This is a genomic window from Methanococcoides sp. AM1 (assembly GCF_900774055.1).
Taxonomy (GTDB): Archaea; Halobacteriota; Methanosarcinia; order Methanosarcinales; family Methanosarcinaceae; genus Methanococcoides.
The window spans coordinates 126909-140722 of sequence record NZ_CAAGSW010000001.1 but is presented as its reverse complement, the minus strand read 5'-3'; the positions used below and the strand labels follow the sequence as shown (position 1 = coordinate 140722).

Sequence of the window (13814 nt, the reverse complement as noted above, 5' to 3'; positions counted from 1 at the left end):
AGGGTTAGAGTCCTCTTAACTGTATTTTTCCATTGTTTTCAGAAGGATTTTGAAGCTGGTCTCAAGCTCATCAACAGATTCTCCGATCATAAGGTTTACAAGACCTTCAGGTCCCAGTGTTCTGAAATCGGTCTTAATGCCTATTACTGTCTTGCTCTTTGCATAGGCGTAGCCAATCTCCCATGCAGTCCCTGAGTCCACATCAGTGCCGCCATCAAGAACAGCAACGACTATGTCACAGTCATCGATGGCTTCAACATTCAGATTGAAGATATTACCGGAGTTCATATCCTCTCTTGCTGCTTCTGTATCGTTCGAGTCCTCCTGAGGCACAAAGACCGAGAATCCAAGCTCTTCCAGTGCAGTTTCCAGCTTTTTGTTGAATTCCTGTTCAGCTTCAGAGAACAGGGGCGCTGCAAGATATATTCTTTTAGTTATGCTCATTTTATCTCCCTTGACTTGATTCTGCCCTCTACGTAATGTAAGTTAAGATTCATAATCATTCTGGAGACTTCAACTGTAGTTGAATTGTTGTTTATAAACTCTATTTCCGATGGTTTTTGATGTAATTGATCCACTTTCATTTCACAATGTATGTTTTTCAATGAAGTTGAACTTCAGTTGAAAATAAGGTTGAAGTGATTCTTGATAATTCATTTGAAAATGTACTTGCAGGGAATATTTCTCAAGATTCCATAAACAAGAAACAAATTAAAAAGTCGAAAAATTGAAAGGAAATAACTTTTTCTGCTATTTTGATATAATTTTAAATTATTTCTGTTATCTTGAAGATCACAATGCTTGCAAAGACTACGAGAAGTGTGAGTATACTCATATTAAGGGATGTACCTAACGATTTTGTCCAGTACTTTGAAGCAGATAATATCTCCTTTGCAGACAGTAGAAATATAAGAACAATAACTGTTAGTATGTCATATTCATGCAATCCTATCTCTGTCATCATTAGTACTACAGTTGATGATACAGCACCAGTAGCTGGAATTATGCTCGTTAGAATTTGCGACACTCTCCCTTAATTAAAACATTATTAGTATTTATAAGGACGTTATGAAATTATATTTGCTTTTCTAAGTCTGACCATTAATTGAAGCAGAACTTATATTAAGATAGTTCAAAGGGAATGTTTTGGTTTGGATCATTTTTTCTTTCTTAATTCAATGAATCCGATTGCAACGATTGATATGATCAAAAATATGAATCCAACTATCAACTTGGTATTTTCCATGGCTAACCCTGAAGTATTCAATTTTGGAATTACTATGTGAGGTAGTACTCCAAAGAGTAGTATGTTCACCAATCCCTGTGTCATCGTCACAAGTAACAGATTTCTTCTTATTAAATAAATGGTTCCAAGTATAAAACCTGCAAACCCGGCAAATGCTATTTCATATGGAGTGCTATATCCGGAATGCATAACTGCGAAAAGTATAGTTGCAAGGATAAGTCCCTGATACCTGCCTATCATTTCTTCAAGCTTCGTTTGCAGTATTGACCTGAATATAAGTTCTTCAATAAGCCCTACAAAAAAAATCATTATGATCGATAATTTAAATAAGTTCAATAATGATAGATCAGGTATCAGATAGCTGGGTTTGATGATGAGGAATTCCCCTGCTGCGATCACAACACTTGCTATCAGAACAAGAGGCAGGTCATAGTACTTTATATTCCTGGTAATTCCAAGGTCTGAGATCCCAAGGTTCTGGTTCTTTACAAAAATATATATCGGAATTGCCAGAGGCGCATATATCAATATATATGAATGAAGTGTCATCTCAAAGAACACTGGCATTGATAGATTGACTATCCTTAGCAAGGACAGGAGAATGAATGCACTTAATATATGCTGTTTGTTCTTGTCGTTAAATATCATTGTAGAGAATGTTAAAGTTATCAGCAGGACCAAATGTGTCCACAACGTGAACTTTGTCATACCAGTAAAGAATGACATCTCTGCAATTATTATCATTATTGAAGGGATGGCTATAACAAGAAGATCAATTTGGAATTGGTCCGCCCTCCTTATTTTGCTAAATATCTCGTTTTCTACAACAAAATCTTCAGCTTCAGTCTCCATTTTAGATCTCCCTGACATCAATCCATAAATGGAGGTCTCTATATGGTTCTGTCATATCCTTATCTTTGTAGAGCAGGAATTGAAGTTTTATGTCTTCATTTGCAGATGCTGGTGTAAAAGATACTTCCTTTTCCCAAGTCTCATTGTGTGGGAGGATTATGTGAAGTGATTCCGTATCCATCAGTTGTGAATTATTATCAAGCATTAGCTCTATAGAATATTCTGTATCTGTATATTCATGGTTTACAACCCCAATGATTACGGTACCATTTTGACCAAGTTGTAGGTCTGTGGGATAACCTTCAGCCATGCCCTCAGGTCCAAGGATGTAGAACTCAGTGAACTTTTCACCTTCTTCTGGTGTAACAACTACATTTGCAAGCGCTATCATTGAGGCCACTATTGATAGCACCAGAAGAATGGTCAGGATCCAGTCAAGTTTTTTCTCCGGTTTCTTTGAGATATCTTCTTTTAATGAAACATATGCTGACTGAAAAGGAACCGTAAACTGATCATCTTCGGGTAAGGATTTTCTCCTGAACACTGCTACTGTACACATTATGATACTAAAGGCTGAAAGTGATATTAGTATGGGATAAAGCCTGATCCCCCATGGTGTATAGTTGAGTGCAAGGCCAATAAGAGGAACTACTGCAATACTCATACCAAAACTAAGGGCGAATCTCTCGATTCCGTCCAGATCATCTCTGGCTGGAAAAAGTGCTGCTATCAATGCATAACCTGATAAGAACAAGATCATTGGAAGCCCCAGGGCAGTTCGTATGGGTGTGTTGCTCAAAGTGGGGACCATTATGAATATGCAGGTAAGTAGAACAAGTGCTATGACAACCTGAATATCGGAGGGAATCTTATTCCTATGTGACATTTTATTTCTCAACAGTTTATGTGGCAGCACATTTGTAAATATATTATGTGCTTTACATCTATTTATGGGAGGCTTTGCACAGCATTTAACTTTTAATTGTATATCTAGTCTTTTATTTGATTCTTCATAATAAATAGTTTCACATATTTATGCGATTCTGTCCCAAAATACTAATGCAGTGTAGAACAGACTCAAAAGTAGTTGACATATTAGTGGGTGGTTCTGAAATAAATACATGTGTTTAGTATTTGTTTCAGTGAATTAGTTTATACAAATCTTAGGATGTTGCCGTGGTGGGAGTTTCAAATCAGGTGAACGATATTGCTTTTACATCCGATAGAATATCAAGATGCGTTCTGATATTCATCGAAATATTTTGAATATTCCTGTTCTTAAAGCTAATATGATACTTTTAGACCAAATCTTTAATAATAATTTCTTCTTTTACTAAACCTCATCCATGAACTGTTCTGTTCACCTATATTTCAGTTTTTTTCTCACAAAATATCTCGTGAAAATAACAACCTTAATTTCTCGTAAAAATAACAACCTTAATTAATCTTGGAACTATACATAAATGCATGACCGATATGATCAATGCAGGAATAGTCGGTGCCTCCGGTTACACAGGTGGCGAACTGATGCGCCTGCTTTTAAACCATCCGAATGTTAATATTGAGGCAGCGACATCCCGCCGTCTGTCAGGGGAAGCTGTAAGTGATACTCACAAGCATCTGCGTGGTTTTTCTGACCTTAAGTTCGAAGATCTTGATCCGGAAGAGATCAAAGAGCGGTGTGATGTTGTTTTTGTGGCAGTACCGCATGGAACTGCAATGAACATAGTTCCTGAGCTTATTGGCAATGATGTGAAGGTAATTGACCTGAGCGCAGATTATCGCTTGAAGACCGATATTTTCGAAGATGTCTATGGAATGGAACACGCTGATCCAAGGGATGTGGTCTTTGGTCTTGTGGAGCTCCATCCGGAAATAAAGGAACAGTCATTCATTGCGAATCCGGGCTGCTATCCCACAGGGGCAACTCTATCTGCAGCTCCACTTGCTGCTGCCCGGCTTCTTAAAATGGCCATATTCGATTCCAAATCAGGGATCACAGGTGCGGGTATCAATCCAACACTGTCATCTCATTATCCTAACATGGCAGAGAATGTGCAGGCGTACAAGCTGACAACCCACAGGCACAGGGCTGAGATCTTCCAGGAACTGAATCGCCTGGACAGCAAACTCACGGATGTTAGTTTTACGCCACATGTAATTCCATCCATTCGTGGAATTCTTACAACAGCTCACCTTTTCGTAAATGACAGCTTGTCAGTGGAAGATGTCAGGGACATTTATGCAGATTTCTACAAGGACAAACCCTTTGTCAGGGTACTGGATGACATCCCGTCCCTTGGTGCTGTAAGGGGTTCTAACTTCTGTGACATCGGATTTGAAGTAGATGCTAATAATGGTCGCATCGTTGTGATCTCAGCGATAGACAATCTTGTTAAAGGTGCTTCAGGGCAGGCGATCCAGAACATGAATGTGATGTGTGGGCTTGATGAGACCACAGGTCTCTGGACTCCGGCAACTTCACCATAAATAATGAAAAAGGAGATATGATCATGAAAGTAAAGGATATTATGAGCAGCAGTGTCATTGTATGCAGTCCTGAAGATTCCATCAGTAGTGTTGCACAGTTGCTGAAGAAAGAGGACATAAGCGGAGTTCCTGTGGTCTCTGATAGTAATGTCATGGGCATTGTCTCAGAAGTTGACCTTCTTAAACTTCTGGAGATCCCTGAACATGGCGGTCTATGGCTTCCCAGTCCATTTGAGGTCATAGAGATACCCATACGTGAACTTATCAGCTGGGAGGATACCAAGAAGATGCTTTCAGATGTCGGTTCAAAACCGGTCAGTGAGATCATGGTGAAAGATATTTTTACGGTAAGCCTTGATAGTTCAGTTGAAGATGCTTCCAGATTAATGACAAAGCATAAAGTTAACAGGCTTCCGGTGCTCGATGGTGATAAGCTTGTGGGTATAATTACACGTGGGGATATAATTCGCGGTCTTGCAGGTATTTAATGTGATTTAAATGAAAATTATAGATGGTGGGATCTGTTCAGTAAAAGGTGTACGTTCTTACGGTATCAAGCCGGGAAAGATGGGGCTTGCGGTGATCGTAGGCGAAGGGAATGCAGCAGGCGTTTTTACCAGAAATAAAGTGATAGCTGCTCCTCTGGTCGTGACCCGTGAAGCGCTCCAAAAGAATGGAAAACTGGCTGCTATAATAGCTAACAGTGGCAATGCAAATGCTTTTACCGGTGAGGACGGTCTGGCTGATGCCAGGGAGATGGCATCTGTTCTTTCGGCAAAACTTGGGGTTGACAGTGAGCTTATTGGGGTGGCATCCACAGGTGTGATCGGAAGGAAACTTGATGTTGGCTGGATAAAAGACAACATCGATGAAGTCGTGGATTCACTTATATCATCACCTCAGGGAAACAGCCATGCTGCACGCGCTATTATGACAACGGACACTGTTCCGAAGATGGCTGCTGTTGAACTTAGTTCTGGCATTTGTATTGGTGGTATTGGCAAAGGTTCCGGAATGATCGAACCGAATATGGGAACGATGCTTGGTTTTGTATACACGGACGCTGAAGTTGCTACCGATGTTCTTGATAGTTGCCTGAAAAAAGCTGTGGATAAGAGTTTCAATATGGTGGTAGTGGATGGGGACACCAGTACCAACGACATGGTGTTGCTTACAGCCACAGGTGCTTCCGGGAAAAAGCCTGATATGAACGAGTTCCAGCAGGGGCTTGAGCATGTCCTGATGGATCTTGCAAAACAGATCGCAAAAGATGGAGAAGGTGCTACAAGGCTGATCGAGGCACAGGTCAGTGGTGCAGTTTCACTGGAAGACGCCAGACTTGTCGCAAAAGCTATTGTCAGGTCTCCACTTGTTAAATCTGCAGTTTTCGGGAAGGACCCTAACTGGGGGAGAGTTGTGGCAGCAGCAGGCTATTCCGGTGCGGATGTTGATCAGGATAAGATATCGCTTGCATTTTCCAATATTTCGGATTCTGCAGTTCTGGTTGATAACGGGAAGATCGTATCAGAGGATAATGATCTGCTAAAAAAGCTGGGGTCGATCATGGGTAGCCCGGAGGTAATTATTAAGGTAGATCTCCACATGGGTGATTCCTGTGCGACAGCATGGGGCTGCGATCTGACGTACGATTATGTGAGGATCAATGCCGAATATACCACGTAAAATGGCCGATCTGGCATTTTAAATGAAGGTGATCTTATGGAAATAAGGGAGTGGGAGTCTATTTATCATAAGTCCTATGAGGACATTCTTTCGTCTATTGGAAATGTAAGGGGGATATTTGTTGCATATAACAGCAATATCGATGCCATCAAGCACATAGGTGCGGAGGATATTGAGCATTTGCTGATGAATGTGGATATCTCAGAGGTCCGGGAGAAGGTTTTCGAATATCCGCGCCAGATAGATTCTCCTTCTGACCTTGTTGCAAGACTTATCATCGCTATGCGCGATGGTAAGGCTGCAGAGGTACCTACGAACACAACTGACATACATGACTGGCTTACTGATCATCTTGTCTTTGATTCTGCACGAATGGGCGGGCAGGCAGGAATTATCTCCAATCTTCTTGCATCCATGGGGATAGAGAAAGTAATTACCTATGTACCATGGCTTTCTGAGGAGCAGGCAGAGTACTTTGTTGATTCTGAGAACCTGCTTTTTCCTGTTGTGGAGGACGGGAAGTTGATTCTCAAGCATCCCAAAGAGGCATTTGATCCTGATAACAGTCCAAAGGTCAACTGGATACTGGAATTCTCAAAGGGAATGGAGGTGAAGTTTGCGGGAGAACATTTCGTCATTCCAAGAGATAATCGTCTGATCATCTCTTCCCGGCCAAAGTGGATCCGTATCGAGATGGACCCTGAGCTTTACGAGAGGATACCTCAGTTGCAGGCGGACATTGACGGTGCTATACTTGCAGGCTACCAGATGATAAAAGAGGAGTATGAGGACGGTTCAACCTACATGGATTATGTTGGGAAGGCAGTAAATGTCATCGAAGAGCTCAAGGAAGGAAATCCTGACATACGTATACACGTGGAATTCACCTCAATACAGAACAAGGTTATCAGGAAGGCAATACTAAAACATATAGTCCGACAGCATGTTCATTCTCTTGGCCTTGATACCGTTGAGGTTGCAAATGCCCTGAATGTTCTTGGTTATGAGGAACTGGCCTATTCTGTAATTAATAAGGGTGAGAATTCTATCATTTCACTATATGAGGGTGCGGTGAAGCTTTTGAGGGAGCTTGAACTTGAAAGGGTACACATTCATTCCCTCGGTTTTTACATATGTCTTGTATCGAAAGACTGTCCGGTGTCCATTGAGGATCACCGCAGTGCCCTGCTTTTTGGATCAACGGTTGCAGCTGCAAAGGCATCTCATGGTGAGATCGTTTCTCTTGAAAGTACGGAGTCAGGTCTTGATGTTCCCATTTCTGATGAAGGTCACAAAGAACTTGAAAAGCTCGAAAAGCATCTTGTGAGGAGTGGAATGTCAAGCATGGAGGACTTCGAGAACGGATGTATTTGCACTCCCTATTATGATGCACTTGTCGTCCCGACAAAGGTCGTAAGCGAACCGGTTGCCACAGTTGGAATAGGGGATGCGATATCAGCTACTGCTTTTGTGGCATTTCTTTCAAAGCTTAAATGAGGGTTTTGCATGAAGGTCCTTTGCGGATATAATGTGAATATTGATTTTTTGTACACGATAACCGGGCTGGAGATGTCTGATCTGCTGAAGTTGGTGGATAAAGATGAACTGATCGGGAAAATATGCGATGCTCCGGGTGAAATAAGGTCACTTTCTGATCTAGTGGCCGGACTGATCCTGCATATGCAGAAAGGAACAGGTGCGGAATGGTTCATTTATTCGGACGATGTTTTCCATTTCCTGAAAAGCCGTTATTATGAAAAGAGTGAGATCCGCCTTGGTGGTAACGCGGGCATAATGGCAAACATCATGTCCCATATGGGTGCAGAGCACGTTGTCATGAATGCGGTTGGCGATATAGGATCTATAAAACCATTGATTTCAGGGGAAAATATTGTTTTTTCGGGAAAGTCTGTTCCACAGGATGTTCCACTCTCCAGAGAAGCAAATGAGATCATCCATTTCGTTTTTGATTTTAGCAGTGGGACCCAGTTCGATTTTTTTGGTACTGATGTAATCGTACCCCGGGAGAATCGTTTCATTGCTACTTATGATGATGTCAATACAGAACTTACCATCACTCCTGAATTTGAAGAATACAGCCTTGAGCACGTGGCCGAGATGGATGGTGCGATCATTTCCGGTTTCAACCAACTGCAGAAATGCTATCCTGACGGTTCCGGTTATTCTGAGCGCTTTGAAAGGGCACATTCTCAATTAATTGGTTGGAAAGAACGGAATCCTGATCTGCCGATACATGTTGAGCTAGGTCATTTCATGAGCATGGATATGGGTGTTTCCATTTTTTCCGAACTTGCCGGTACGGCGGATAGCATTGGAATGAACGAGGACGAACTGGTGATGCTTGCTGAACTTCATGGTGTTCCATCGGACATGATCCGAAAAATGGATGCCTGTGCTATTCTGGATGCCTGTGTGAGATGTGCTTTATCGACGGGCCTGAAGAAGATCATCCTGCATACCCGTGATTTCATTATGAGCATTTTCAGGAAAGGAACTTCCAGTACCATTCGTGAAATGCAAAGTATGCAATTCGGTGTGATGTGTGCAGCAGCCTTTGCAGCATCAGGAAAACTGCCTGTTCGATCACAACTTGAGAAATCGGTGAGTGGTCTTGCCAGAAGTGAAGAAGGAGTTGATCAGTTGAACAAATTGCAGGATTGTATCGGCGGTGAACAGCTTGAGGGCGGTGTATGCGGGGAGTACAGGGGTTATTCGGTGTGTATCCTGCCGACAATCATCTGTGAAAAGCCTGTATCTACGGTGGGGCTTGGGGATACGGTGTCTTCGGCTACTTTTTTAAGGTGGCTGGAGGTCGGGGTGGATGAGGGGCAATAACTACTTGAAGCTTATCTAATGAAGCAGGGTGGTCAAGGACAGGATATATAACCAGGATGCTCGATTCACTTCCACCTGTTTTATGACAACCATATGTTAGCATTAAAAGATATCTCAATAATCATATCTAATAATATTTTTCTAATAAATAAGTCATAACAACATTTTTAATAAATTCAATTTGTATACTCGGGTGCTGTAAATGTGCTGATCACCGGTGCAAACATTAGTGGTAATGTGCAGACCTACACCGGAACAGACGGTTCTGGTTACAGCGGGGTGGTGAACCATGCAGTGGCTGAGGTAAGTGATTATGTCATTTACAGGCCTTATATTGTGTTGGACTGGAATCCCTGGAATGATCCGGATTCGGACGGAGGTAGCCTTATAGCAAATAGCGAGATTCAGCTCGCAGTGCTCTACTGGAAAAACCAGTACCCCATGTAAAATGGTCGTTGCTGGCATCTGAAAAGTGGGATAGGTTCGTTTCTATTATAGAAGGACTTTGTCGGGCACATAAGCGGAATTGTGCAGTTATCTCTTTTAATGGGGATAACTGCATACATTTTCATAACGTAAGTTGATGCCGGATACTAGCGGACATCCGTCCAATACGCATATTGATATGGGATCAGACATCATTTTCATGTCTGTTCACATTTATACAAAGAAGGTGGGAACCAGATAGATATTTGATCAAAAGGACGCTTCTTTTTCATTGATCTGCTCAAATTGACTCGTTTTTTGCTCTGTTATTTTTTGAAATATTTTCAATGTAAATAGAGCAGAACTTTTTCTGAAGGATACCAAAAGCTGCTTTTGATTATATTGGTTTAATGCAAGTTATCAGGCCTGTTTGTAACCGTGGATTTCGAAATTTTGGCAAGTTGGTGACTGTTAATATTTTGCTACAATTATCCAATTCAATAAGTTGTATTATTCAAATAACTAACTTTATATATGTAAAAACCTATCATTTTAAAGTCAGAATCCTAACTGTTTATCTGAAGATGTTCAATATACAATTGGTGTGGTGACCGGGTATGATCTCAAAATGTAATTTTAGATTGGATAAAAAAAGCGTGATGTCCCCTCTTAATAGGGGAAATGATGGAATTAGTCTAATATTTGAATCTTATATATTTCATATTATCAATATAGCTAAAATAAGTTATCTAACTCAATACCTTTAAGTATATATAATCCTTTTAATTTTAAGTTCAATATGCAATATATTGTTTAAATATCATACAATATATAATTGGTGTGGTGACCAGGTATGATCTTAATATATAACATAACTTTGGATAAAAAATTGTAAAATCTCTAATGGAGGTTATTATTGATGAATAATAAGTTGAAAACAATTATCTTTACACTCATTTTTTTGAGTTTAGTATTGCTTGTTTCGCCAGCTATGGCAGAAGAGACAACAGATGTTTCGTGGCATCAGTTCCACAAGGATGTTGAGCACACAGGTTATCAGGTCGATGGGCCGGACACGAACAATATCGCCTGGACAACTGGTCCTATTCATGCTATAAAGGATTCATCTGTGGTCATTGCTGAGGGTAAGGCCTTTGTGAATTGCTATCAATACGTCGGACCTGACGGTTATAGCTGGATCAAAGCAGTTGATATTACCGATGGAAGTCTGGTTTGGAGTACTGAGTTAGATTCCATGGAATATGGGTCCTGGTCTTCACCTGCATACCATAATGGCTATGTGTTCACATCATCGGGGCGAAACACATCATGTATCGATGCAGCAACAGGGAATATTGAATGGACATTTGTGAATCCGCCGGTTGAAGGTGTTATAGCTGCTTCTGTAAATGGTGGTCCGACCATTGCAGATGGAAAGGTATTCTGCAGCGACTGGGATGGAGGGCACTATTATTGTCTTAATGAAGCGGACGGTACACAGTTATGGAACTTTTCAGTTTATGACTCCGGTGGAACAGGACTTAATGGTCCCAGGGCTCAGGGCTGTGTTGCCTATATGGATGGTAAAGCATACCTGACAAGTTTCAGTTACCAGCACGTTGAGAATGGTTCTCTTGCACAGGGTTTCGTATATTGTGTCGATGCTGAAACCGGTACTGAAAAGTGGAAGACCTCAATGGAACAGAATGGATGCGGTTCTGTGGCTTGCGGGGACGATGGACGTGTTTACGTATCTAGTTATAATTTCTACGGTAATGGTGCCACGTATGCGCTTGATGCCAATGACGGTTCAATAATCTGGGAGCGTGAAACATGGAGGACGGATGGAACCCCCGCACTTGCATATGGCAATGTCTATGTGGCTGGTGGCTACGAATGGGGTAAAGTCTACTGTTTCAATGCAACTACCGGTAATACTGTGTGGGAAACAGACGGTTCTCTCTGGATCGGACACTGGACTGAATCGGTAGCTGTTGCTGATGGGAAGGTGTATGTCGGAAGGGGCGCTGCGCCTAGTGGTAGCGAAATGACGAGTGGCTATGATACTTTGTACGCCCTGGATGCACTCACCGGTGAAATGCGTTGGATAGCTCCTTACGGAGGTTCCTCGCCGGCAATATACAATGGCAAACTGTTCACGATACACAATGATAAGAGCCTATATTGTTATGATGGAGGCAATGCTGTCAATGACCTGACGCCTACGAGCCTTGATCTTGCAACCCTGGAGGCATATGTTGATATTCCAAATGAGTTTACAGCGACCATCGAAAACCAGGGAACAACTTACATCACCGATGTAAAGGTTTCCCTGCTGGACGACGGGGTGGAGATCAGCAGTCAGACAATCGATGTTGCCGCAGGTTGGTCAGAGGATGTCACATTTGTCTGGACACCTACAGTAGCTGAGGCAGGTACGCACACAATTTCGATCTCTGTTGATCCGCAGGATTCTATCGTGGAAAATAATGAAGCAAACAATATCATCTCGGAATCCATCTACGTGATGGACGGAGGTTGTGACCTTCAGCCTATATCTCTTACGCCATCTGAGATCTACGTGAACCAGGTCTATGATATGACAGCTACTGTCAATAACATCGGTTACAAGTATTCTGTTCCCTGCACTGTTACTGTTAAGGAAGGCAGTACTATTATTGGTGATGTTACATTGCCTGCAGTGGCTCCGGGTACAAGTGAAGATGTCAGTTTTACATGGACACCATCCACCACCGGTGACAGTTCATTAACCGTTACCGTTGACACGGATTATGGGAATGAGGAACTTTCAGAATCAAACAACGCGTTAGATGTCTCAGTTTCTGTGATGCCCGAAACGACGATCGAGACCCTTGCAGTCGATGATTGGGCGCAGTTCCAGAATGGGTGGAACAACCTTGGTGAAACAGGTAGCTATGCTCCGATCGAGGACTCTGCAGCTCTCAAATGGAGTGTAGATCTTTCAGGAGAACGTGTGGATTGTCCGCCGGTTGTGGTTGGAGATGTGGTTTACACTTTCACTTCAAATGGTTCACTGTATGCCTATAATAAGAACGATGGAACTTACCTGTGGAAGAAAGGTCTTGATCCTGCCGTTATCCAGTCCAGTACTCCGGCATACGGCGATGGTAATATATTCGTTGCATCAAAGAGTGGATCCCTGTCTGCCTACAATGCTGATACCGGTGTTGAGCAGTGGACAATCGATGTTGCTGGGGACTGTTTCGAATCCCCGATAACCTACTATGATCACAGGATATACATTGGTGATGGCCTGGGACAGGGTGTGGGCACCAAATATTTCCATTGTTATGATGATCTTGGGAATCACCTGTGGAGCCATCCGAATGCTGATTGTGGCGGCTTCCTCTGGAACGGTGCTGCAGTTGTCGGAGATTATGTTGTTTATTCTACACATGAGGGTAAACTGGTATGCCTTGACCGGAAGGTCGGTACACTTGTCGATGAGGTGAACCTTGACAGCGATCTGGATACCAGGATCTCTTTTGCAAACGAAACTCCGGGTCTGTTCCGCTCTTCAGTGGTATATGAAGACGGTTATGTCTATACAACCTCTGAGCAGGGCCAGGCTATGGGTTTCCTCTGGAAGGTAGGTTTTGATTCCAGTACAGGTCAAATCCTGAATGATGGATGGAGCCTGATGCAGGGTTTCAGCACGTCTACTCCAGTGGTCTATAATGGCAGGGTGTATGTCGGACAGGGGGAGCACGGCTATACTGGTAAGCTCAACTGTGTGGATGATTCCACAGGGCAGTTGATCTGGTCATACGATGTACCGGATGGTGTAAAATCATCACCGGCCGTTTCAACCTATTACGATAAACCGTTTATTTATTTCACGTCGGCAATGGAGGACGGGTCCTTGTATTGTATCGACGAGAATGGCATGCTCATCTGGGAGTATAATCCTCCTGGTGATAATAGCTATGTTTTACAGGGAGCTGCAGTTTCCCAGGGCAAGGTGTACTATGGTACCAATGCTGGTGTCTACTGCATTGAAAGTGAGTGGAATCCTTTCAATGATGAGCTCTCTGAAAGTGGTGCAGTGATCTCCAATTCCGAGATACAGTATGCTGTATTCAAGTGGAAAAAGCAGACACTTCTGCCGAGTACAGGTTATGTGATATCAAATTCGAATATCCAGCTACTTGTATTCAAGTGGAAAAAACAAACTCCCATGTAAAACAAGCTTTGAAAAATAAAAAGAAGAGTAAAAACA

The 13814-nt window shown here is 42.2% G+C and carries 11 protein-coding genes; 7 read left to right on the top strand and 4 right to left on the bottom strand.

Annotation, left to right across the window (positions count from 1 at the left end):
- Window positions 1-15: 15 nt before the first annotated feature.
- From E7X57_RS00670 to E7X57_RS00655, 4 genes are all read right to left on the bottom strand, one after another.
- Window positions 16-444 carry a nucleoside 2-deoxyribosyltransferase gene (locus E7X57_RS00670; protein ID WP_135609518.1) on the bottom strand — a complete coding sequence of 143 codons (429 nt, stop codon included), beginning with the start codon at window positions 442-444 and terminating at the stop codon, window positions 16-18.
- Window positions 445-766: 322 nt separating this feature from the next.
- Entirely contained in the window at window positions 767-1027 is a 261-nt protein-coding gene (locus E7X57_RS12645) for a hypothetical protein (RefSeq protein ID WP_244603550.1), read from the bottom strand.
- A 129-nt stretch (window positions 1028-1156) separates the two neighbouring features.
- Window positions 1157-2098, bottom strand: coding sequence for a CPBP family intramembrane glutamic endopeptidase (locus E7X57_RS00660; protein WP_135609516.1), 942 nt, complete (start codon window positions 2096-2098; stop codon window positions 1157-1159).
- Between the two features lies 1 nt (window position 2099).
- Entirely contained in the window at window positions 2100-2984 is an 885-nt protein-coding gene (locus E7X57_RS00655) for a DUF1616 domain-containing protein (protein ID WP_135609514.1), read from the bottom strand.
- Window positions 2985-3574: 590 nt separating this feature from the next.
- Here E7X57_RS00655 and argC point away from each other — a divergent pair.
- The 7 genes from argC (at window position 3575) to E7X57_RS00615 (ending at window position 13778) form a co-directional block, all read left to right on the top strand.
- A complete protein-coding gene (gene argC / locus E7X57_RS00645) occupies window positions 3575-4588 on the top strand; it encodes an N-acetyl-gamma-glutamyl-phosphate reductase (RefSeq protein ID WP_135610261.1) in 1014 nt (337 codons plus the stop codon).
- Window positions 4589-4611: 23 nt separating this feature from the next.
- Window positions 4612-5076 carry a CBS domain-containing protein gene (locus tag E7X57_RS00640; RefSeq protein ID WP_135609510.1) on the top strand — a complete coding sequence of 155 codons (465 nt, stop codon included), beginning with the start codon at window positions 4612-4614 and terminating at the stop codon, window positions 5074-5076.
- 10 nt (window positions 5077-5086) lie between these two features.
- Complete coding sequence (argJ, locus tag E7X57_RS00635) at window positions 5087-6271, top strand: bifunctional ornithine acetyltransferase/N-acetylglutamate synthase (RefSeq protein WP_135609508.1); 1185 nt, start codon at window positions 5087-5089, stop codon at window positions 6269-6271.
- A gap of 36 nt (window positions 6272-6307) precedes the next feature.
- Window positions 6308-7768, top strand: a complete 1461-nt coding sequence (pfkC, locus tag E7X57_RS00630; protein WP_135609506.1) for an ADP-specific phosphofructokinase — start codon at window positions 6308-6310, stop codon at window positions 7766-7768.
- A gap of 9 nt (window positions 7769-7777) precedes the next feature.
- Window positions 7778-9127 carry an ADP-dependent glucokinase/phosphofructokinase gene (locus tag E7X57_RS00625; RefSeq protein WP_135609504.1) on the top strand — a complete coding sequence of 450 codons (1350 nt, stop codon included), beginning with the start codon at window positions 7778-7780 and terminating at the stop codon, window positions 9125-9127.
- 204 nt (window positions 9128-9331) lie between these two features.
- Window positions 9332-9574, top strand: coding sequence for a hypothetical protein (locus E7X57_RS00620; protein WP_135609502.1), 243 nt, complete (start codon window positions 9332-9334; stop codon window positions 9572-9574).
- Between the two features lie 940 nt (window positions 9575-10514).
- Complete coding sequence (locus tag E7X57_RS00615) at window positions 10515-13778, top strand: PQQ-binding-like beta-propeller repeat protein (protein WP_167880847.1); 3264 nt, start codon at window positions 10515-10517, stop codon at window positions 13776-13778.
- The last annotated feature ends 36 nt before the right edge of the window (window positions 13779-13814 follow it).

Bases quoted from the DNA above. Each gene is read 5' to 3' on its own strand.
- E7X57_RS00670 (WP_135609518.1), bottom strand. From the start codon at position 444: ATGAGCATAACTAAAAGAATATATCTTGCAGCGCCCCTGTTCTCTGAA.
- E7X57_RS00625 (WP_135609504.1), top strand. From the start codon at position 7,778: ATGAAGGTCCTTTGCGGATATAATGTGAATATTGATTTTTTGTACACG.
- E7X57_RS00660 (WP_135609516.1), bottom strand. From the start codon at position 2,098: ATGGAGACTGAAGCTGAAGATTTTGTTGTAGAAAACGAGATATTTAGC.
- E7X57_RS00655 (WP_135609514.1), bottom strand. From the start codon at position 2,984: ATGTCACATAGGAATAAGATTCCCTCCGATATTCAGGTTGTCATAGCA.
- E7X57_RS00640 (WP_135609510.1), top strand. From the start codon at position 4,612: ATGAAAGTAAAGGATATTATGAGCAGCAGTGTCATTGTATGCAGTCCT.
- argC (WP_135610261.1), top strand. From the start codon at position 3,575: ATGATCAATGCAGGAATAGTCGGTGCCTCCGGTTACACAGGTGGCGAA.
- argJ (WP_135609508.1), top strand. From the start codon at position 5,087: ATGAAAATTATAGATGGTGGGATCTGTTCAGTAAAAGGTGTACGTTCT.
- pfkC (WP_135609506.1), top strand. From the start codon at position 6,308: ATGGAAATAAGGGAGTGGGAGTCTATTTATCATAAGTCCTATGAGGAC.